The sequence below is a fragment of the Xanthomonas massiliensis genome, from assembly GCF_900018785.1.
Taxonomy (GTDB): Bacteria; Pseudomonadota; Gammaproteobacteria; order Xanthomonadales; family Xanthomonadaceae; genus Xanthomonas_B; species Xanthomonas_B massiliensis.
The window spans coordinates 1,511,612-1,531,248 of sequence record NZ_FCOY01000006.1; the positions used below are offsets into that span (position 1 = coordinate 1,511,612).

General features: G+C 72.0%; 19 protein-coding genes and 1 tRNA gene. 3 read left to right on the forward strand and 17 right to left on the reverse strand.

The genetic code is table 11. The features are described 5' to 3' along the window. Position 1 precedes the first annotated feature (1 nt). The 13 genes from nuoE to trpB all read right to left on the reverse strand — a co-directional run bounded on the left by nuoE (position 2) and on the right by trpB (position 10,956). Positions 2-529, reverse strand: coding sequence for an NADH-quinone oxidoreductase subunit NuoE (gene nuoE, locus BN3794_RS09765; RefSeq protein WP_066096671.1), 528 nt, complete (start codon positions 527-529; stop codon positions 2-4). Next, the gene (locus BN3794_RS09770) at positions 526-1,755 is read right to left on the reverse strand and encodes an NADH-quinone oxidoreductase subunit D (protein ID WP_236493238.1); all 1,230 of its coding nucleotides are present in this window, start codon (positions 1,753-1,755) and stop codon (positions 526-528) included. Before BN3794_RS09770 ends, nuoE begins: the two co-directional genes overlap by 4 nt. An 89-nt stretch (positions 1,756-1,844) precedes the next feature. After that, complete coding sequence (locus BN3794_RS09775; protein WP_066096672.1) at positions 1,845-2,594, reverse strand: NADH-quinone oxidoreductase subunit C; 750 nt, start codon at positions 2,592-2,594, stop codon at positions 1,845-1,847. A gap of 31 nt (positions 2,595-2,625) precedes the next feature. Continuing rightward, the gene (locus BN3794_RS09780) at positions 2,626-3,180 is read right to left on the reverse strand and encodes a NuoB/complex I 20 kDa subunit family protein (protein ID WP_066096674.1); all 555 of its coding nucleotides are present in this window, start codon (positions 3,178-3,180) and stop codon (positions 2,626-2,628) included. After that, positions 3,171-3,527 carry an NADH-quinone oxidoreductase subunit A gene (locus BN3794_RS09785; protein WP_066096679.1) on the reverse strand — a complete coding sequence of 119 codons (357 nt, stop codon included), beginning with the start codon at positions 3,525-3,527 and terminating at the stop codon, positions 3,171-3,173. The genes BN3794_RS09780 and BN3794_RS09785 overlap by 10 nt, the downstream gene beginning before the upstream one ends. A 108-nt stretch (positions 3,528-3,635) precedes the next feature. After that, a tRNA-Leu gene (locus BN3794_RS09790) sits at positions 3,636-3,720 on the reverse strand. A 45-nt stretch (positions 3,721-3,765) separates the two neighbouring features. Continuing rightward, complete coding sequence (gene secG, locus BN3794_RS09795; protein WP_066096682.1) at positions 3,766-4,176, reverse strand: preprotein translocase subunit SecG; 411 nt, start codon at positions 4,174-4,176, stop codon at positions 3,766-3,768. 24 nt (positions 4,177-4,200) lie between these two features. Continuing rightward, a complete protein-coding gene (gene tpiA / locus BN3794_RS09800; protein ID WP_066096685.1) occupies positions 4,201-4,956 on the reverse strand; it encodes a triose-phosphate isomerase in 756 nt (251 codons plus the stop codon). A 151-nt stretch (positions 4,957-5,107) separates the two neighbouring features. Further along, a complete protein-coding gene (locus BN3794_RS09805) occupies positions 5,108-6,043 on the reverse strand; it encodes an isopenicillin N synthase family dioxygenase (protein ID WP_066096688.1) in 936 nt (311 codons plus the stop codon). Between the two features lie 436 nt (positions 6,044-6,479). After that, a complete protein-coding gene (glmM, locus tag BN3794_RS09810; protein ID WP_066096694.1) occupies positions 6,480-7,823 on the reverse strand; it encodes a phosphoglucosamine mutase in 1,344 nt (447 codons plus the stop codon). Continuing rightward, the gene (gene accD, locus BN3794_RS09815) at positions 7,820-8,704 is read right to left on the reverse strand and encodes an acetyl-CoA carboxylase, carboxyltransferase subunit beta (protein WP_066096697.1); all 885 of its coding nucleotides are present in this window, start codon (positions 8,702-8,704) and stop codon (positions 7,820-7,822) included. The genes glmM and accD overlap by 4 nt, the downstream gene beginning before the upstream one ends. 130 nt (positions 8,705-8,834) lie before the next feature. After that, positions 8,835-9,638, reverse strand: coding sequence for a tryptophan synthase subunit alpha (trpA, locus tag BN3794_RS09820; RefSeq protein WP_066096700.1), 804 nt, complete (start codon positions 9,636-9,638; stop codon positions 8,835-8,837). Positions 9,639-9,738: 100 nt separating this feature from the next. After that, positions 9,739-10,956, reverse strand: a complete 1,218-nt coding sequence (gene trpB, locus BN3794_RS09825; protein WP_066096703.1) for a tryptophan synthase subunit beta — start codon at positions 10,954-10,956, stop codon at positions 9,739-9,741. Positions 10,957-11,070: 114 nt separating this feature from the next. Here trpB and BN3794_RS09830 point away from each other — a divergent pair, with 114 nt between their 5' ends. Continuing rightward, positions 11,071-11,970, forward strand: a complete 900-nt coding sequence (locus BN3794_RS09830) for a LysR family transcriptional regulator (RefSeq protein ID WP_066096705.1) — start codon at positions 11,071-11,073, stop codon at positions 11,968-11,970. On the opposite strand, the gene BN3794_RS09835 is transcribed toward BN3794_RS09830, so the two are convergent. From BN3794_RS09835 to BN3794_RS09845, 3 genes are read right to left on the reverse strand one after another with little or no spacing between them, the layout of a single operon-like run. Further along, positions 11,955-12,611: a phosphoribosylanthranilate isomerase gene (locus tag BN3794_RS09835; protein WP_066096707.1), complete on the reverse strand. Its 657-nt coding sequence runs from the start codon at positions 12,609-12,611 to the stop codon at positions 11,955-11,957. The two genes, BN3794_RS09830 and BN3794_RS09835, sit on opposite strands and share 16 nt — an antisense overlap. Then, positions 12,608-13,378 carry a tRNA pseudouridine(38-40) synthase TruA gene (gene truA, locus BN3794_RS09840; RefSeq protein ID WP_066096710.1) on the reverse strand — a complete coding sequence of 257 codons (771 nt, stop codon included), beginning with the start codon at positions 13,376-13,378 and terminating at the stop codon, positions 12,608-12,610. Before truA ends, BN3794_RS09835 begins: the two co-directional genes overlap by 4 nt. 49 nt (positions 13,379-13,427) lie before the next feature. After that, on the reverse strand, positions 13,428-15,191 hold the full coding sequence (locus BN3794_RS09845; protein WP_078059677.1) for a FimV/HubP family polar landmark protein: 1,764 nt from the start codon (positions 15,189-15,191) through the stop codon (positions 13,428-13,430). Positions 15,192-15,436: 245 nt separating this feature from the next. Here BN3794_RS09845 and BN3794_RS09850 point away from each other — a divergent pair, with 245 nt between their 5' ends. After that, positions 15,437-16,609: a glycosyltransferase gene (locus tag BN3794_RS09850; RefSeq protein WP_066096715.1), complete on the forward strand. Its 1,173-nt coding sequence runs from the start codon at positions 15,437-15,439 to the stop codon at positions 16,607-16,609. A gap of 190 nt (positions 16,610-16,799) precedes the next feature. Continuing rightward, positions 16,800-18,482 carry a hypothetical protein gene (locus tag BN3794_RS09855; protein WP_268872079.1) on the forward strand — a complete coding sequence of 561 codons (1,683 nt, stop codon included), beginning with the start codon at positions 16,800-16,802 and terminating at the stop codon, positions 18,480-18,482. Positions 18,483-18,533: 51 nt separating this feature from the next. Here the strand turns inward: BN3794_RS09855 and BN3794_RS09860 are convergent, their stop codons facing one another. Then, entirely contained in the window at positions 18,534-19,562 is a 1,029-nt protein-coding gene (locus tag BN3794_RS09860; protein WP_066096718.1) for an aspartate-semialdehyde dehydrogenase, read from the reverse strand. Between the last annotated feature and the right edge of the window lie 75 nt (positions 19,563-19,637).

Sequence of the window (19,637 nt, forward strand, 5' to 3'; positions counted from 1 at the left end):
GTTACTCCAGCCCGTCCAGCAGTTCGTCGACCTTTTCCTTGGTCAGGTGCTCGTGGTAGTGACCGTCGATGACCATCATCGGCGCATGGGCGCAGGCGGCCAGGCACTCCTCCTCGCGCTTGAGGTAGACGCGGCCGTCGGCGGTGGACTGGCCGCGCTTGCAGCCGAGCTTGTGCTCGGCGTACTGCGCCAGTTCCTCGCCGCCGTTGAGCCAGCAGCTGATGTTGGTGCAGAAGGCCACGTTGTGGCGGCCGACCGGCTCGGTCTCGAACATCGAGTAGAAGCTGGCGACCTCGTAGGCCCACACCGGCGGGATGTCCAGGTACTTGGCCACCGCGGCGATCAGCTCGTCCGACAGCCAGCCCCGGTTCTGCTCCTGCGCCGCGTGCAGGCCCTGCAGCACCGCCGAACGCTTGCGGTCTGCCGGGAACTTGCCCAGCCAATGGTCGATGTGGGCGCGCGTCGCATCGCTCAGCACCACCATCGGGTCGACGTTGCGCGCCGCCTCGAAATTGCCTGTCGCCTTCATCGGTCGACCTCACCGAATACCAAATCGTAAGTGCCGATCATCGCCACGACGTCGGCCAGCAGGTGTCCGCGCGCGATCGCGTCGATGGAGGACAGATGCGCGAAGCCCGGCGCGCGCAGGTGCACGCGGAACGGCTTGTTGGCACCGTCGGACACCAGGTAGCAACCGAATTCGCCCTTGGGCGCCTCCACCGCGGCATAGGTCTCGCCGGCCGGCACGCAGTAGCCCTCGGAGAACAGCTTGAAGTGGTGGATCAGCGCTTCCATGTCGTCCTTCATCTCCGCGCGGTGCGGAGGGGCGACCTTGAAGTTGCGCACGATCACCGGGCCGGGGTTGGCCTTCAGCCAGTCCACGCACTGCCTGATGATGCGGTTGGACTGGCGCATCTCGGCCACGCGGCACAGGTAGCGGTCGTAGCAGTCACCCTCGCGGCCGACCGGGATGTCGAAATCCACCGCGTCGTACTTGGCGTAGGGCCGCTTCTTGCGCAGGTCCCACTCGATGCCCGAGCCGCGCAGCATGACCCCGGTCATGCCCCAGGCCTTGGCCAGCTCCGGCGTCACCACGCCGATGCCGACGGTGCGCTGCTTCCAGATGCGGTTGTCGGTGAGCAGGGTCTCGTACTCGTCCACCCGCCCCGGGAAGGTGTTGGTGAAGTCCTCGAGGAAGTCGAGCATCGAGCCTTCGCGGGACTCGTTCAGGCGCTTGAGCGCCTTGCCCTTGTGCCAGCGCGACTCCTTGTACTTGGGCATGTGGTCGGGCAGGTCGCGGTAGACGCCGCCGGGCCGGTAGTACGTCGCGTGCATGCGCGCGCCGCTGACCGCCTCGTAGCAGTCCATCAGCTCCTCGCGCTCGCGGAACGCGTACAGCATCACCGCCATCGCGCCCAGGTCGAGCGCGTTGGAGCCGACCCACATCAGGTGGTTCAGGATGCGGGTGATCTCGTCGAACATGGTGCGGATGTACTGAGCGCGCTCGGGCGCCTCGATCCCCATCAGGGTCTCGATCGCGCGCACGTAGGCATGCTCGTTGCACATCATCGACACGTAGTCCAGGCGATCCATGTAGCCGATCGACTGGTTGAACGGCTTGGACTCGGCCAGCTTCTCGGTGCCCCGGTGCAGCAGGCCGACGTGCGGGTCGGCGCGCACCACGGTCTCGCCGTCCATCTCCAGGATCAGGCGCAGCACGCCGTGCGCGGCCGGATGCTGGGGACCGAAGTTCATCGTGTAGTTGCGGATCTCCTGCCGGGCCTCGGCGGGATTGCTCGCGAAGGCCTGGTGGGCCGGTTCGTACTCGTGGGCCTGCAGCTCGCTCACTTGGCGGACTCCCTGTGCGCGGCTTCGCCGGCGGCGGTCTGGTAGCGCGCGTCGTGGCGCATCACGCGCGGCACGCCGACACGCGGCTCGACCGAGGTCACCGGCTCGTACACCACGCGCTTCTTCTCTTCGTCGTAGCGGACCTCCACGTTGCCGATCAACGGGAAATCCTTGCGGAACGGATGGCCGACGAAGCCGTAGTCGGTGAGGATGCGGCGCAGGTCCGGATGGCCGGCGAACACCACGCCGTACAGGTCGAACGCCTCGCGCTCGAACCAGTTGGCGCCCGGCCACAGGTCGGTGACCGAGGCCACCACCGGCAGGTCGTCGTCCGGCGCATGGCAACGCACGCGCAGCATCAGGTTGTGTGCATAGGAACGCAGCTGCGCGACCACGCCGAAGCGGGCCTTGGGCACCGGCATCGGCTCGATGCCCTGCGCGGCCTCCTCGCTCGGCGCCTCGCCCCAGGCGAACCGGCCCACGCCCTTGCCTTCCACGCCGCGGCTGAAGCCCTTGGAGGACACGTCCGAGGTGTCCCACTCGTCGCTGCCGTAGCCCATGTAGTCGATGCCGCACAGGTCCGACAGCTGGTCGAAGCCGAACTCGTCGCGCAGCGCCTGGCAGGTGGCATGCCACTCCGGCGCCGGCACGACCAGGGTGACTTCGCCGCGCGGCTGCGCCACATGGACCTGCGCGCCGGCAAAACGCGCGCTCAGTCGATCACTCAGGGATGCTTGCTCTGCCATGGGGCTTGGCGTGCTCCGGAAAGGGGGAGGATCAGCGGGAGAGGGTCCGGGTACGCCAGATCTTCTTCTGCAGCTGCAGGATGCCGTAGACCAGCGCCTCGGCGGTCGGCGGGCAGCCCGGGACGTAGACGTCCACCGGCACCACGCGGTCGCAACCGCGCACGACCGAATAGGAATAGTGGTAGTAGCCGCCGCCGTTGGCGCAGCTGCCCATCGAGATCACCCACTTGGGGTCGGGCATCTGGTCGTAGACCTTGCGCAGCGCCGGGGCCATCTTGTTGACCAGGGTGCCGGCCACGATCATCACGTCGGACTGGCGCGGCGACGGGCGGAACACCACGCCGTAGCGGTCCAGGTCCAGGCGCGCGGCGCCGGCGTGCATCATCTCCACCGCGCAGCAGGCCAGGCCGAAGGTCATCGGCCACATCGAACCGGTCGAGGCCCAGTTCAGCAGCGCATCGACGCTGGTGGTGACGTAGCCCTTCTCCAGCAGCGGGTTCTCGCCTTCCGGTCGCAGGATGTCGTCGACCCGACCTTCCGGGATCGGGTTGGTCATCAGACGATCGAGGGTCTGAATCACTCCCATTCCAGCGCTCCCTTCTTCCAGACGTAGATGAACCCGAGGAACAGCATGCCCACGAACAGGCCCATGGTGATCAGCGAACGCGGGCCGATCTCCATGAACACCTGGGTCCAGGGGACGATGAAGATGATTTCCAGGTCGAAGACGATGAACTGGATGGCGATGAGGTAGTAGCGCACGTCGAACTTCATGCGCGCGTCCTCGAAGGCCTCGAAGCCGCACTCGTAGGCGGACAGCTTCTCGGCGTCGGGCCGATGCGGGCCGACCAGCCGTCCGATCACCATGAGCGAGATGCCGATGCCGGCGGCTACGACCAGGAACAGCAGAGCAGGTAGATATTCGGCCAGCACAGCAATTCTCTCTTGCCTCTGCCCCACGCGCCGGGAAGGCGCAGGGGCATGGGGGATAGGCGCCCCGCGTCTGGCCGCTAGGGCTTACGCGGGGCCGCAGCCAAACTGTGGTGCCCAAGAGGGGACTCGAACCCCTACGACCTAAGTCGCTACCACCTCAAGGTAGTGCGTCTACCAATTCCGCCACCTGGGCTTGTCGCGCACCGGGCTTCCAGTGCGCGGCGTATTGTAACCGCGTTCAGTGCTTCTGCGAGGGCTCGCCCGCGGATTTTTCTTCGCCCGACGCATCCACCGGCGCCTGCGGCACGGTGGCCGCCGGCACCTCGGCCGGGGCCGGCTGGGGCTTGGCGGCGGCCGGGGCCGGCGCTGCCGCCTGCGACATCACGCCCAGGTCGACCTGGGCGGTCGGCCGCGCGTTGTGGGTGGCATACCACGCCATGAACAGGCTGATGGCGAAGAACACCACCGCCAGCCACTTGGTGCTCTTGGACAGGAAGTTGGAAGCGCCGCGGGCACCGAACACGGTGCCGGACGCGCCGGCGCCGAAGCCCGAGCCCGCCGCCGCACCGGCGCCGCGCTGCATCAGGATCAGGGCGATCATCGCGATGGCGACGAGCACGTAGATCACGTTAAGGATGGTCATCAACATTTCGGTTCGTCCCGCGCGTTGCGTTCAGCGGTGGCCGGCCGCCGCCTGCGCGATGGCCAGGAAATCGGCGGCCACCAGCGAGGCGCCGCCCACCAGCCCGCCATCGACGTCGGGCTGGGCAAACAGCGCGGCGGCATTGTCGGGCTTGACGCTGCCACCGTAGAGGATGGGCAGCGAGTCGGCGATTTTAGCATCCCGCGCGGCGACCTCGCCACGGATGAAGGCATGGACCTCCTGCGCCTGCTCCGGCGTGGCGGTCCGGCCGGTCCCGATCGCCCACACCGGCTCGTAGGCCACCACCGCGTCGGCGAAGGCGGCCGGCCCGACCAGGTCCAGCACCGGCCGCAGTTGCGCGGCGAGGGTATCCCAGGTCGTGCCGGCCTCGCGCTGCTGCAGCGACTCGCCCACGCACAGGATCGGGCGCAGGTTGGCGTTGACCGCGGCCAGGAACTTGCGGGCCACGTGCTCGCTGGTCTCGCCGTGGTACTGGCGCCGCTCGGAGTGGCCGACCAGGCCGAAGTGCGCCCCGACCTCCACCAGCATCCGCGCCGACACCTCGCCGGTATAGGCGCCTTCCTGGTTGCTGCTCACGTCCTGCGCGCCGAACTCCAGGCGGGTGTCCTCGAAGTCCTCGACCAGGTCGCCCAGGTACGGCAGCGGCGGCAGGATCACCACTTCCGCGCCGTCGGGCACGCCCGCGGCGATGCGGGCCACGAGCTGGGTGGCGAATTCGCGGCTGCCGTGCAGTTTCCAGTTGCCGGCGACGATGCGTGGACGCATGGCATTCCCTTGTGTGTCGGAAAAACCGGGACATTCTAAACAAAGCCCCGGACCGGACAGCCCGGTACCCGTGCCCGGGCCGGTGCCGCCCCGCCGTTCATGTGCCCCGCCCCTCGCGGCCCGGGTTGCCGGGCGCACGAGTGCAGGCGCCTTACTTGAGCTTGATCTCGCGCAGGCGCTGGTCGAGGTAACCCTGGGCGGTGATCGGCTCGGGGTAGCGGCTCGGGTTGTCCGGGCCGACGCAGCCGGGCAGCACGTCGATCAGGAAATCCGGGTTCGGGTGCAGGAAGAACGGCACCGAGTAGCGCGGCTGGCGCGCCTGCTCGCCCGGCGGGTTGACCACGCGGTGGGTGGTGGACGGATACACGTGGTTGGTCAGGCGCTGCAGCATGTCGCCGATGTTGACCACGATGGTGTCGGCGTCGGCGGTGAACGGCACCCACTCGCCCTCGTGCGAGCGCACCTCCAGGCCGGCGGCGCTGGCGCCGACCAGCAGGGTGATCAGGTTGATGTCCTCGTGCGCGCCGGCGCGCACGTTGGGGATGTCGTCGGCGGTGATCGGCGGGTAGTGGATCGGGCGCAGGATCGAGTTGCCGCTGTCGGTCTTGTCGGCGAACCAGTGCTCCGGCAGGCCGATGTGCAGGGCCAGCGCCGCCAGCACCTTGGCGCCGAGCTGGTCCAGCGCCTGGTACAGGCCGTAGCCGGCGGTCCGGAACGCGGGCACCTCGGCCGGCCACTGGTTGGCCGGCATCACCGCGCGGTACGGGGAGTCGTCCGGGATCTCGCGGCCGATGTGCCAGAACTCCTTGAGGTCGAAGTACTTGGAATCCTTGGCCGTCTCCACGCCGAACGGGGTATAGCCGCGCGCACCGCCGCCGCCGGCCACGTGGTACTGCCTCTTCACCTCGTCGGGCAGCGCGAAGAAGGCCTTGAAGGCATCGTAGGCGGCATCGATGTCGGCCTGCGGGATGCCGTGGTTGCGGATGCCGGCGAAGCCCCATTCGCGGTAGGCCGCACCGAGGTCGGCGACGAAGGCGTCGCGATCGGTGTCGAACCGGGTGATGTCGAGGACGGGGATGCGGCTCACCGGGAACTCCTGCTGAAGCGGTCTGGGAAAGCGTTCATTTTCCCACAGCCTCCGCCGCCGGCGCGATGGCCCCGGCATTCAGGGAGCACGCGGATTGCGTTGTCGGCAGGCCATCCAGGACCGGCGTACGCCGCGGCGCGCCTGCAGGCCCGCCAGGCCGCGGGTGCGCAGCGGTCACGCGGGAGCGGACCGCCGCGGACGCCGGAGATCGTGCATCCACCGGCACCGGACTTGCGGCCCGATCCTTCGCCGCGGGCACAGGGAAACCGGAACCCGGCGCCACGCGCCGTGCCTTGCCCGCAAACGATGGGCGGCACTCCCGCCTTCCGGGAGTGCCCGCATTGGCGATGACGGCGCCCCCACCCTCGGACAGGGCGCCGCCTTCCCGGGCGGTCCGCCGGGCCGCGCGCGGGCGGCGGCGGTTTCCCGCCCGCGCTCAGGCCGCGGCCTTCACCGCTCCGGCCAGGCTGTCGAGCGTGGCCTGCAGCACTGCCTCGTCGGCCAGCTCGACCGTCACCCGCACTACCGGCTCGGTGCCGGACGGACGCAGGAACGCACGCCCCCTGCCCTGCACCGCGGCCTGCGCCGCCTGCAGCGCCTGCTGCACCGCCGGCGCGGCGACCACCGCCTTGGCATCGCCGGCGAGACGCACGTTGACCGTGCGCTGCGGCACCTTGTCCAGGCCGGCCAGCGCCTGGCGCAGGCTCAGGCCGTTGCGGCGCAGGACTTCCAGCACCTGCAGGGCGCTGACGATGCCGTCGCCGGTGGTGGCGCGATCCAGGCACAGGATGTGGCCGGAGGCTTCCCCGCCCAGCACGCCGTGGCGCTCGACCAGTTGCTGGTGCACGTAGCGGTCGCCGACCTTGGCGCGCACGAACGGGATGTCCAGCCCGGCCAGGGCCTTCTCCAGGCCGTGGTTGGTCATCAGCGTGCCGACCACCGGGCCGGCCAGGCGGCCGCTGGCCTGCCAGTCGCGCGCCAGGATATAGAGCAGGTCGTCGCCGTCCACCGGGGTGCCGGCATCGTCGACCATCAGCACCCGGTCGCCGTCGCCGTCGAAGGCGATGCCCAGGTCGGCCCCGGCCTGGCGCACCTGGGCGGCGAGGTTGTCGATGTGCATCGAGCCGACGCCGGCATTGATGTTCAGCCCGTCCGGCGCGGCGCCGATCGCGGTGACCTTCGCGCCCAGCTCGCGGAACAGCAGCGGGGCGATGTGGTAGGTGGCGCCATGCGCGCAGTCGAGCACCACCTTCAGCCCGCGCAGCTCGAAGCCGCGCGGCACGCTGGCCTTGCAGAATTCGATGTAGCGGCCGACCGCGTCGCGCGCACGCACCGCCTTGCCCAGGTTCTCCGATTCCACCGTGGCGAAGGGCTGGTCCACCGCGACCTCGATGGCCTCCTCGGTGGCGTCGTCCAGCTTCTCGCCCTCGGCCGAGAAGAACTTGATGCCGTTGTCGTAGTGCGGGTTGTGCGAGGCACTGATGACGATGCCGGCATCGGCGCCGAGCGTGTGGGTCAGGAACGCCACCGCCGGGGTCGGCATCGGCCCGAGCAGCTGCACGTCGGCACCGGCGGCGACCAGGCCGGCCTCCAGCGCCGACTCGAACATGTAGCCGGAGATCCGCGTGTCCTTGCCGATCACCACCACCGGGCGGTGGCCGCCGCGCGCCAGCGTGCGCCCCAGCGCGTTGCCCAGGCGCAGCACGAAATCGGCCGAGATCACGCCCTGGCCGACGCGGCCGCGGATGCCGTCGGTGCCGAAGTACTTGCGCTCGCTCATGCCGCGTCGGCCTCGCCGGGGGCGGGCTGGCCCATCATCATCGCCAGCAGGTCGGCGAGGCGGTCGCGCAGCTCGCGACGGTCGCAGATCTGGTCGATGGCGCCGTGCTCGAGCAGGAACTCCGAACGCTGGAAGCCCTCGGGCAGCTTCTCGCGCACGGTCTGCTCGATCACTCGCGGGCCGGCGAAGCCGATCAGCGCGTGCGGCTCGGCGATGTTCAGGTCGCCGAGCATGGCGAAGCTGGCCGACACGCCGCCGGTGGTCGGATGGGTGAGCACCGAGATGTACGGCAGCCCGGCCGCGCGCAGGCGGCCCAGCGCGGCGGAGGTCTTGGCCATCTGCAACAGCGAGAACAGGCCTTCCTGCATGCGCGCGCCGCCGGAGGCGGAGAAGTTGACGAACGGCGCGCCCACCTCCAGCGCGGTCTCGGCGGCGCGGGTGAAGCGTTCGCCGACCACCGAGCCCATCGAGCCGCCCATGAAGGCGAAGTCGAAGGCCGAGGCGACCAGCGCCCGCCCCTTCAGGGTGCCCTGCATGGCCACCAGCGCGTCGTACTCGCCGGTGGCCTTCTGGGTGGACTTGATGCGGTCGGCGTAGCGCTTGGAGTCCCTGAACTTGAGCACGTCCACCGGCGCCAGCTCGGCGGCGATCTCGCGGGTGCTGCCGGCATCGAACAGCGCCGCCAGCCGCGCACGGGCGCGGATCGCCATGTGGTGGCCGCACTTGGGGCAGACGTTGAGGTTCTCCTCCAGCTCCGGGCGGTACAGGGCCGCGCCGCAGTGGTCGCACTTCTCCCACAGCCCCTCGGGAATGTTGCGCTTGCGGGTGGTGGTGTGGTCGGTGCGGATGCCCGAGGGCATCAGTTTGCTGAGCCAGCTCATGCGTGGTGCGTTTCCGGTACGCGGCCGCCGGGCCGCAACGGCTGCATTCTAGCGGACCCCCTGCCCCGCACCGCAGCACGCCGGCGTATGGCGCGGCCCGCGCCGCGCCCGGGCCACCAGGCGGTGCGACTCAGCCGGCGTCCAGCGCCTGGCGCAGCGGGCGCAGGAACGCCTCGGCGCGGCGCACCGCCTGCTCGGCGTCGGCGGACTCGGCCAGGGCGGCGACCAGCGCGCTGCCGACCACCACGCCGTCGGCATCGGCGGCCATCGCCGCCGCACTGGCCGCGTCCTTGATGCCGAACCCGGCCACCACCGGCACCCGGGCACGGGCGCGGATGTGGCGCAGGCGGTCGCCGGCGGCGCCGACGTCGAGCCGGTCGGCGCCGGTCACCCCGGCGAAGCTGACGTAGTACAGGTAGCCGCGCGCGTCGTCGCACAGCAGCGGCAGGCGCGCGTCGGTGGTGGTCGGCGAGGCCAGCACGATCAGGTCCAGGCCGGCCGCGTCGAACAGCGCGCGGGTATCGGCGGCCTCCTCCGGCGGCAGGTCCACCAGCAGCACGCCGTCCACGCCGGCGGCCACCGCCTCGCGGGCGAAGGCCGCGGCGCCGTGGATCTCCACCGGGTTGAGGTAGCCCATCAGCACCACCGGGGTGGTTCGGTTGTCGCGGCGGAATTCGGACACCGCGGCCAGCACCCGGCCCAGCCCGGCGCCGCGGGCCAGCGCGCGCTCGGAGCTGCGCTGGATGGTCGGGCCGTCGGCCATCGGGTCGGAGAACGGCACGCCCAGCTCGATCACGTCGGCGCCGGCGGCCACCAGCGCGTGCATGACCGGCACGGTCGCCTCCAGCGAGGGATCGCCGGCGGTGACGAAGGGGATCAGGGCCTTGCGCGAGTGCGCCTGGAGCTGGGCGAAGGTGTCTGCGATACGGCTCATTGACGGAATCCCTGGAAAGCGATGGCGGCCATCCCTGGCGCGGCATAGCGGCTGCGGATGCCCTGGCCGTCCATCCATGGCCGGGCGGCGACGGCGCGACTCATACCGTCACCCCCTCGCGCGCGGCGATGGTATGCACGTCCTTGTCGCCGCGGCCGGACAGGTTGCACAGCACCAGCGCGTCCTTCGGCAGCTCGCGCGCCAGCTTGATCGCCTCGGCCACGGCGTGGCTGGACTCCAGCGCCGGCATGATGCCCTCGGTCAGGCACAGCCGGTGGAAGGCGGCCAGCGCCTCCTCGTCGCTCACCCCGACGTACTCGGCACGGCCGGTGTCCTTGAGGAAGGCGTGCTCCGGTCCCACGCCCGGGTAGTCCAGGCCGGCGGAGATGGAGTGGGTCTCGATGATCTGGCCGTCGTCGTCGCACAGCACGTAGGTCCGGTTGCCGTGCAGTACGCCGGGCCGGCCCGCCGCCAGCGAGGCGGCATGCTCGCCGCTGGACAGGCCGTGGCCGGCGGCCTCGGCGCCGACCATGCGCACCGACGGGTCGTTGAGGAAGGCATGGAACAGGCCGATGGCGTTGCTGCCGCCGCCGACGCAGGCGGTGATCACGTCCGGCAGGCGGCCGAAATCCTCCAGCATCTGCGCCCGCGCCTCGCGCCCGACCACGGCGTTGAAGTCGCGCACCATGCGCGGGTACGGGTCCGGGCCGGCGACCGTGCCGATGATGTAGAAGGTGTCGCGCACGTTGGTCACCCAGTCGCGCATGGCCTCGTTGAGCGCGTCCTTGAGGGTGGCCGAGCCGGAAGTCACCGGCACCACCTGCGCGCCGAGCAGCTTCATCCGGTAGACGTTGATCTTCTGCCGCTCGATGTCGGTGGCGCCCATGTACACCACGCACTCCAGGCCCAGGCGCGCGGCCACCGTGGCGCTGGCCACGCCGTGCTGGCCGGCGCCGGTCTCGGCGATGATGCGCTTCTTGCCCATGCGCGCGGCCAGCAGCGCCTGGCCGATGGTGTTGTTGATCTTGTGCGCGCCGGTGTGGTTGAGGTCCTCGCGCTTGAGCAGGATCTGCGCGCCGCCGACCTCGCGGCTCAGCCGCTCGCAGTGGTAGATCGGGCTGGGCCGGCCGACGTAGTGCTTGAGGTCCTTGTCGAAGGCGGCCACGAAGGCCGGATCCACGCGCGCGGCGTCGTAGGCGGCGGCCAGCTCCTCCAGCGGCCCGATCAGGGTCTCGGCGACGAAGCGGCCGCCGTAGCGGCCGAAGTGGCCGGAAGCGTCCGGATACGCGTAAAAGTCACGAATGGAGGAAGTCGTCATCGCTCTCACCGAAGCCGGCCCGCACCCGACGGGCCTTGATGGCCGACAATCTAGCGCAGGCAACGCCCCGGGAGAATCGACAATCGCGCCCGGACCTGTGAGTATTCCTAACATATGGCCGATCTCCCGCCCCTCACCGCCCTACGCGCCTTCGAGGCCACCGCGCGGCTCGGCAGCCTGACCCGCGCCGCCGCCGAGCTGCACGTCACCCACGGCGCGGTCAGCCGCCACCTGCGCGCCCTGGAGCAGGCCGCCGGCCAGCCCCTGCTGGAACGCCACGGCCGCGGCGTGGTGCCGACCGCGGCCGGCCAGCGCCTGGCCGCCGTCGCCGGCGAAGCCTTCGCCGGGCTGCACGCCAGCTGGCAGGCGCTGCAGCGCGAAGGCCGCCAGGGCCCGCTGGTGCTCGGTTGCTCCGGCAGCGTGCTGGCGCGCTGGGTGATCCCGCGCATGGCCCGGCTGCAGGCCGACCTGCCGGCGCTGCGCCTGCACCTGGCCGCGCAGGACGACATGCCAGATGCCGCCCTCGGTGGCCTGGACGCGGCCCTGCTGCTGGCCGGCCCCACCTGGCCGCCGGCCTGGCAGGCCACCGTGCTGACCGAGGAGCGGATCGGCCCGGTCCTCAGCCCGCGCCACCCGCTGGCGGACACGCTCCGCGGCGCGCCGCCCGCGGCGCTGGCCGCGGCGCCCCTGCTGCAGGTCGCCTCGCGGCCGCAGGCCTGGGCGCAGTGGAGCCGCGCCGCCGGCGTCGCGCCGCCCGAGCGCTACACCGCCCGGTTCGACCACCTGTACTACCTGCTGGAAGCGGCCGGTGCCGGCCTGGGCGTGGCCATCGCCCCCGAACCGCTGGTGCGCGAGGACCTCGCCGCCGGGCGCCTGCTGGCGCCGTGGGGCTTCGTCCCGACCGACGGGCGCTGGATCCTGGCCACCGCCGCGCACCGCGACGAACCGCGTCTGCGCGCCCTGGCCGACTGGCTGCGCCGCGAACTGGCGCCGGCCGCTCAGGCCAGTTCGTAGCAGTCCGCGCGCCGCGCTTCCTCGACGAACAGGCGCATGCGGTGGCCGTCCTTGATGCCCGGCTCGCTCTCGATGCCGCTGGACACGTCCACCCCCCACGGCAGCGTGGCGATGATCGCGTCGAACACGTTCTGCGGGGTGATGCCGCCGGCCAGCAGGAACGGCCGGTGCAGGCCGGTGGGCAGGCGCGACCAGTCGAAGGTCTGGCCGCTGCCGCCGGCCGCGCCCGGGGCGTGGCTGTCGAACAGGAACCCGGCCGCGTTGGGATAGGCCAGCTGCAGGCTGCGTGCGTTGACCGCCTCGCTGCCGCCCATCGGCACCGCCTTCAGGTACGGCAGGTTGAAGCTGCGGCAGAAGGCATCGTCCTCCTCGCCGTGGAACTGCAGCAGGGTCGGCCGCACCGTGCGCAGCACCTCGCGCACTTCCTCGCGCGGGTTGTCGCGGAACAGCGCCACCACGTCCACCATCGGCGCCACCGCCTGGCGCATGGCGCGCGCCTCGGCCGGGGCCACCCGGCGCGGGCTGCCGGCGGCGAACACGAAGCCGACCGCGTCCACGCCCAGCTCGCCGGCCAGGCGCACGTCGCCGCTGCGGGTCATGCCGCAGAACTTGATCCGGGTGCGGTAGAGGGTGCGGTTCATAGCGTGACCTCGGCAGGCAGGTTCCAGTGCGAAGGGTACAGCGGGCCGACGAACACCAGCCCCTGCGGCGGCGCGGTCGGGCCGGCCAGGGTGCGGTCGCGCCCGGCCAGCAGCGCGCCGATCCAGTCTTCCGCGCGCTCGCCGGCGCCGACCATCAGCAGCGAGCCGACGATGTTGCGCACCATGTGGTGAAGGAAGGCGTTGGCCTGCACCGCGACCTCGACGATCTCGCCCTCGCGGGTGACGCTGATCGCCTGCAGCTCGCGGCGCGCATGGCGGGCCTGGCAGTGCACGCTGCGGAAGGCGGAGAAGTCGTTCTCCCCCAGCAGCGCCTGCGCGGCGCGGTGCATCGCCCCGGCGTCCAGCGCGCGCCGCTCCCAGCTCAGCGTCTGCCGGTACAGGCCCGGGCGGGTGGCGCGGTTGAGCAGGCGGTAGCGGTAGCGGCGCGCGCGCGCGGAGAAGCGCGCGTTGAAGTCCGGCGCGACCGGCACGCACCAGCGCAGCGACACCGCTGGCGGCAGGCGCGCGGTGGTGCCCAGCAGCCAGCCGCGCAGGGTCCGCGGTGCCGCCGAGTCGAAGTGCACCACCTGGCAGTGGCCGTGCACGCCGGCGTCGGTACGCCCGGCACAGACCACCGTCACCGGCGCGTCGGCCACCGAGGACAGTGCGTCCTGCAGGGCCGCCTGCACGCTCGGGCCGCCCTCGCCGAGCTGCTGCCAGCCGAGGAATTCGCTGCCGTCGTATTCCACGCCCAGGGCGTAGCGCATCGTCGCCATCCGTTCGTTTGTCCGGCACCGCGCCCGGCGCCGGGCGCGCTCAGCCGAGCCGGTCCAGCAGGTCGATGGCCTCGGCCCGCGCCTGCGGATCGTTGCCGTGCGCCACCTCGGACAGCAGGCTGCGCGCGGTCTCGGTGTCGCCCAGGTCCATGTAGGCCACGGCCAGTTCCAGCCGCTCGCGGCCGGCCGGGGCGGGATTGAGCGGTGCCAGTTCGGCCGCATCCGGGCCGTCGCCGGGCGGCGGCACCGGCAGCAGCGGGACCTCGCGCACCGGCGCCTGGTCGTGTCCGGTGGCGGCCGCGATATCGTCGGCAGCGGTCTCCTCCGCGGCCGGGCCGGCCTCGGGCCCGGGAACCTCGCTGGCGGCATGCGCCGCCGCCCAGGCTTCGGCATCGACATCGGCATCGGCCTCGGCCGCCGGCTGCACCGGCGCCGGCACTGCCGCGGCCAGGGCCTGCGGATCGATCTCGCGCAGCGGCGGCAACGGCGAGGGCTTGCGCCGGCGCGACAGCACCCAGGCGCCGGCCGCGGCCAGCACCAGCACCAGCCCGCCCCACAGCCAGCCCCCGGCCGCGCCGGTCCCGGCGTTGCTCTCGGCCAGGCGCTTGTTGGCGCTGGCCAGCTCGGTGTCCTTGAGCGCGATCAGGTCCTGCTGCTTCTTCTGCAGCTTTTCCAGCTCGCCGACGCGCGTGCGCAGTTCCTGCAGCTCGGCATCGCGCGTGGCCAGGTCCTCGCGGGTCTGGCGCAGTTCGGCGTTGTCCGCCATGTCTCCCTCTCCTCCGGGCGTGGTGCCGCTCGCGGCCCCCGCCTCGCCCTTGCCGCCGCCGGCCACCGCCGGCGCGATTTCCAGCCGCGCACCGGCCGCCGTCGTGCCCGCCGCGGCGGCGGCCGGGGCGGCGTTGCCGTCGACCGCCGGTTGCGGGATGGCGGCACGGGCCTGGCGCCACTGCGCCGCCTGCTCGCGCACCATCGCCCGGGCCTCGGCCGCACCGATGCGCGCCAGTTCGTCCTGGCGCGGGGTGCGCAGGATCGCGCCCTGGCGCAGGCGGTTGATGTTGCCGCCGATGAAGGCCTGCGGATTGGCCTGCAGCAGCGCCATCATCGTCTGGTCCAGGCCGTGGCCGCTGCCGCGCGCCAGCCCGAGCGCGATCTCCGACAGGGTCTGGCCCGCGCGCACCGGCGGCAGGGCGCCGTCCGCACCGGCCCCGATGGCGACGCGGGCCGGCCGCGGTGCCGGCGGCGGCGGCGGCGCGGCGGTGTCCTCGTCCGGCACGGCCGATGGCGCCGATGCCGATGCCGGCCCGGGCAGGTCTTCCGGCGGTGCGGCGATACGGTCCGAAGGCAGGGCCTGCGGCGCCTGGATCGCGGCCGCGGAAGTCACCGCCGACTGCGGCGCGTCCACCAGCGCCGAGTACTCGCGCACCAGCCGCCCCTGGCCCCAGTCGACCTCGATCAGGAAGCTCAGCGCCGGCGCGTCCACCGGCGCGGCGCTGGTCACGCGGATGACCGCGTGCCCCTGCCGGTCCTGGGCGAACTCGAAGTGCAGGTTCTCGACCAGGCCCTGCGGCCGCTCCAGGCCGACCCGGGCGAAGGTGTCGGGACTGGCCAGCGCCACCCGGGCATCGTCCAGTTCGCCCGGCTCGTTGGAAATGACCGGGATCTCGGCCAGCAACGGCTGGCCCGGCCGTGACAGCACGCGGATGTCGCCCAGGCCGAGCGCGAGCGACGCCCCGCTGCACAGCGCCAGCGTCAATGCCCCCAACCCCTGGATCGCGCGCCGGACGCGCCTGTCCCTTGTTCTCATCCCGCCAATATAGCCGTTCGCCGCCGTTCCACGCAGCGCTCGCCACGCATGCCGGCCGGCGGCGCGCCAGCCTGTATCGATGCCCAACGCGCGTCGCCGTGTCCCGTCCTGTGTCAGCCCCGTGTCAGTGCGCGCATAGCCAGGTCGAACCGCGTTCCTAGCATGCGCAGGCCCTGGCAGCCGGCCGCGCCCGATCCCGGACGCCGCCCGGATGCCCGCCTTTCCCCACGGACAGCGGAGCCACGATGCGAGATGCGTCCTCCCCCCGGCCGGACGACGACCCGGAAATTTCCATCGTCATCTGCACCCTCAACGAGCACGAGGCCATCGCCGGCGTTCTCGCCGAGATCGACGCGGCGCTGCCCGGCTGCGCGCGCGAGATCATCGTCGTCGACGACTCCACCGACATGCGCACCGGCGACCGGGTGCTGGCCTACGCGCAGGCGCATCCCGGGGTGCGCCTGGTCAAGCGCTGGAACGAGCGCGGGCTGGGCACCGCCGCCACCCGCGGCTGGGAGGCCGCGCGCGGACGCCTGCTGGCGCTGATGGACGGCGACGGCCAGCACGACCCGGCGTTGCTGGCGCGCATGCTCCAGGCCCAGCGCGAGGGCGGGTGCGACGTGGTCGTCGCCAGCCGCTACCTGCAGTCGGCCGAATCCGGGCTGGGGCGCGTCCGCCACCTGGGCAGCCGCGTCGCGGTGCTGGCCACGCGCTGGCTGCTCGGCATCCGCATCGCCGACCCGATGAGCGGCTGCTTCCTGATGACCCGGGCCTGGTTCGAGCAGGTGCGCCCGCGCCTGAAGACGCCCGGCTTCAAGATCCTGATCGACGTGCTGGCCGGCGGCGCGCAGGCGCCGCGCCTGGCCCAGGTCCCCGCCTGCCTGCGCGAACGCCACGGCGGGCGCTCCAAGCTCGACCTGAAGGTGGTGCTCGACCTGGGCGCGCAGCTGGTGGAGAAGGCCAGCCGCGGCCTGGTGTCCGCGCGCATGGCGATGTTCTTCGCGGTGGGCATGAGCGGGCTGGTCGCGCACGTGGCCACGCTCGCGCTGGCGACCCGGGGGCTGGGATGGCCGCTGTGGCTGGGCCAGATGCTGGCGATCTGGCTGGCGATGACCTGCAACTTCCTGCTCAACAACCTGCTCACCTTCCGCGACCGCAGGCTGCACGGCCTGGACGCCCTGCAGGGCCTGGCGATGTTCTATGCCGCCTGCCTGAGCGGGGCGATCATCAGCGAGGCCGTGGCGCTGGCGCTGGCCGGCGCCGGGGTCGGTTCCCTGGCCGCCGGGGCCGGCGGCGCGATCCTGGCCGGGGTATGGAATTACCATCTGGCCAGGCGCACCACCTGGCGCGACCGGCAGGCCCCGGCCGGCGCTGCCGGCACCGTCGCCGTGCCGCCGCGCCCGCCCCGCAACGACTGAGCCCGCACGTACCGCGCGCTGGCCGGCGGCGGCCTTCTGGATCCTGGTCCTGGCCGCCGTCGCCTTCGCCTTCGTCGGCCTGGGACGCAGCAACTTCTGGACGGACGAGCTGTTCACCGTCCACCTCATCCACCACGACGGCGGCCTGGGCGAGGTCCTGCAGCGCGCGCTGACCGATACCCATCCGCCGCTGTACTACTTCCTGCTGTACGGCTGGAGCCGGATCGGCGGCCTCGGCGAGGCCTGGCTGCGCCTGCCCAGCGCGCTGTGCGCGGTGGCGGCCATCGCCACCACCGCGCTGGCGCTGCGGCGGCGCTTCACCCCGACCGCGGTCGCCTTCGCCCTGGCGGTCGGCGCGCTGTCGCTGTTCTGGTTCGAGAACGCGCAGAACGCGCGCAGCTACGCGCTGGCGATGTCGTGCTCGGCCGGCCTGCTCGGCTTGACCCTGGCGCTGGACCGGCGCCGCGACGGCAGCCGCCGCTGGCCGTGGCTGCTGGCCCTGGCGGTGCTGGGCCTGTTCGCCAGCCTGGTGCATGCCTACCTGCTGCTGGTCACCGGCATGGTGCTGGCCTGGCTGCTGCTGACCCAGCCGGGCTGGCGCATGCGCGCGGGCGTGGTCCTGGCCGGGCTGGTCGTGCTCGCCGTCAACCTGGCCTACGTGCGCCTGCTGCTGCACTCCACCACCCAGGACCTGCACGACCTGTGGTTCGGGCTCGGCGCGCGCTTCTTCCGCCAGCAGACCGCCATCGCGCTGCGCAGCCTGCTCTCCAACGGCAGCCGGTTCGCGGTGGCGGCCCTGCTGCTGGCCCTGGTCTGGCGCGCCGTCCGCCGCGGCCGGGCGCCGGCCGGACCGGATGCGCGCCGCCGCGCGGGCCTGCTGGCGGTCTGGGTGCTGGCCGGCATCGCCGGTGCCGGCATCGCGATCAGCTATGCGATCGCGCCGTCCTATTCGTCCCGCAACCTGCTGGTCGCCGCGCCGTTCGCCTGGCTGCTGCTGGCCTGGCTCTACGACGTGGCCGGCCCGCCCGACACCGGCACGCGCTGGCGCGCGCTGGCCGTATGCGCGTTGCTGGTGCTGGTCGCCAGCAACCTGCCGATGCTGCGCGGGCGCGGCCTGGAGCGCAACGAGGCCTGGCGCGACTCGGCACGCTTCGTCGCCGCCCTGCCGGGCTGCGCGCACCAGCCGGTGCCGGTCATGCTGCCCTACAAGTTCGGCCCGGCCACGCCGGCCTACCGGGAACTGGCGAGCCGCGACTTCTACGGCCACTACGCCGCCGCGGGCACGCCGATCTCGGCATGGCTGCCCGCCGAGCTGAGCGGGCGCCATCCGCAGCCGGCGCTTTCGCGCCTGCTGGCCGCGCGCGCGCGGAACGCCGATGCGGGCGGATGCACGCTGCTGCTGTGGGGCGTGCACGATCTCACCGGCGACAGTGCGCTGGCCCTGGCCCAGGAACTGGCCCGCGCGCCCGGCATCGCGCCGCATCCGGTCGCGGTGCAGACCTTCCTGCGCGCACGCCGCCGCGGCACCGGCTGGAGCCCGGTGGAGGACGGATTCGTGTTCTACGCCTTGCCGGTGGCCGCCGCGGGGACGCTGCGCGACCCGGGTGCGCAGGTACGCATGCCCGGCGGCGTGCTCGGCGACCGCTACGTGGTCGCCCGCCTCGCCGCGCTGCAGGTGCCGGGCACGCCGGGATATGGACTGGATGGCTTCGCCATCACCCGCTTCGGACGAATCGGCGGCCGCGTGCAGGAACGCTACGAGCTGGTGCCGCGCACCACCTGCGATCCGCCGATGGATGCGCGCTCGGACATCCGCCCGGCGCCCACGCAACCGGATTGCTTCGCGCGCCCGGCGGTCACGCGCTTCCGGTGAGCCGCTGGCCGGCGGCGCGCAGGCGACTGCCCGCGCACCGCCGCCCTGCCGTCAGGCCTGCTCGGCGGCGACCAGCTCGGCCAGCTGCACCGCGTTGAGCGCGGCGCCCTTGCGGATGTTGTCGGCCACCACCCACAGGTTCAGCGCGCGCGGGTGCGAGAAGTCCTCGCGGATGCGGCCCACGTACACCGGGTCGGTACCCGAGGCATGGGTGACCGGGGTCGGGTAGCCGCCGGCCCTGGGTTCGTCCACCACCACCACGCCCGGCGCGGCGGCCAGCAGCGTGCGCGCCTGCTCGGGGGTGATCTTCTTCCGGGTCTCGACGTTGACCGCCTCGGAATGGCCGTAGAACACCGGCACGCGCACCGCGGTCGGGTTCACCTGGATGCTCGTATCGCCCAGGATCTTCTGCGTCTCCCACACCAGCTTCATCTCTTCCTTGGTGTAGCCGTTGGGCTGGAACTCGTCGATGTGCGGGATCAGATTGAAGGCGATCTGCACCGGGAACTTCTTCGGCGCGATCTCCTGGAAGTTCAGGATCTCGGCGGTCTGCCGGCCCAGCTCCTCCATCGCCGAGCGGCCACCGCCGGACACCGACTGGTAGGTGGCCACGTTGATGCGCTCGATGCCGTATTCGCGGTGGATCGGCGCCAGCACCGGCATCAGCTGCATGGTCGAGCAGTTGGGGTTGGCGATGATCCCGCGCGGACGCTCGCGCGCCGCCTCCGGGTTGACCTCGGACACCACCAGCGGCACGTCGTCGTCGTAGCGGAAGGTGGAGGAGTTGTCGATCACCACCGCGCCGGCCGCGGCGAACTTCGGCGCGTATTCCTTGCTGACCGAACCGCCGGCCGAGAACAGGGCGATGTCGATGCCGGCCGGGTCGAACGTGGCCAGGTCCTCGACCACCAGCTTGCGGCCGTCGAAATCCACCTTGCTGCCGGCCGAGCGCTCGGAGGCCAGGGCATGGATCTGGGCGATGGGGAACTGGCGCTCGGCCAGGATGGCCAGCATGGTCTCGCCGACCGCGCCGGTGGCACCGACGACGGCAACGTTGAAGCGACGGGTCTGGGTATTCATGGAATGGGATTCTTGTGCAAAGGGGGAAAACGCGGGACGCGGACGGGCCATGTTCGGGGAACCTCCGGACGGGGC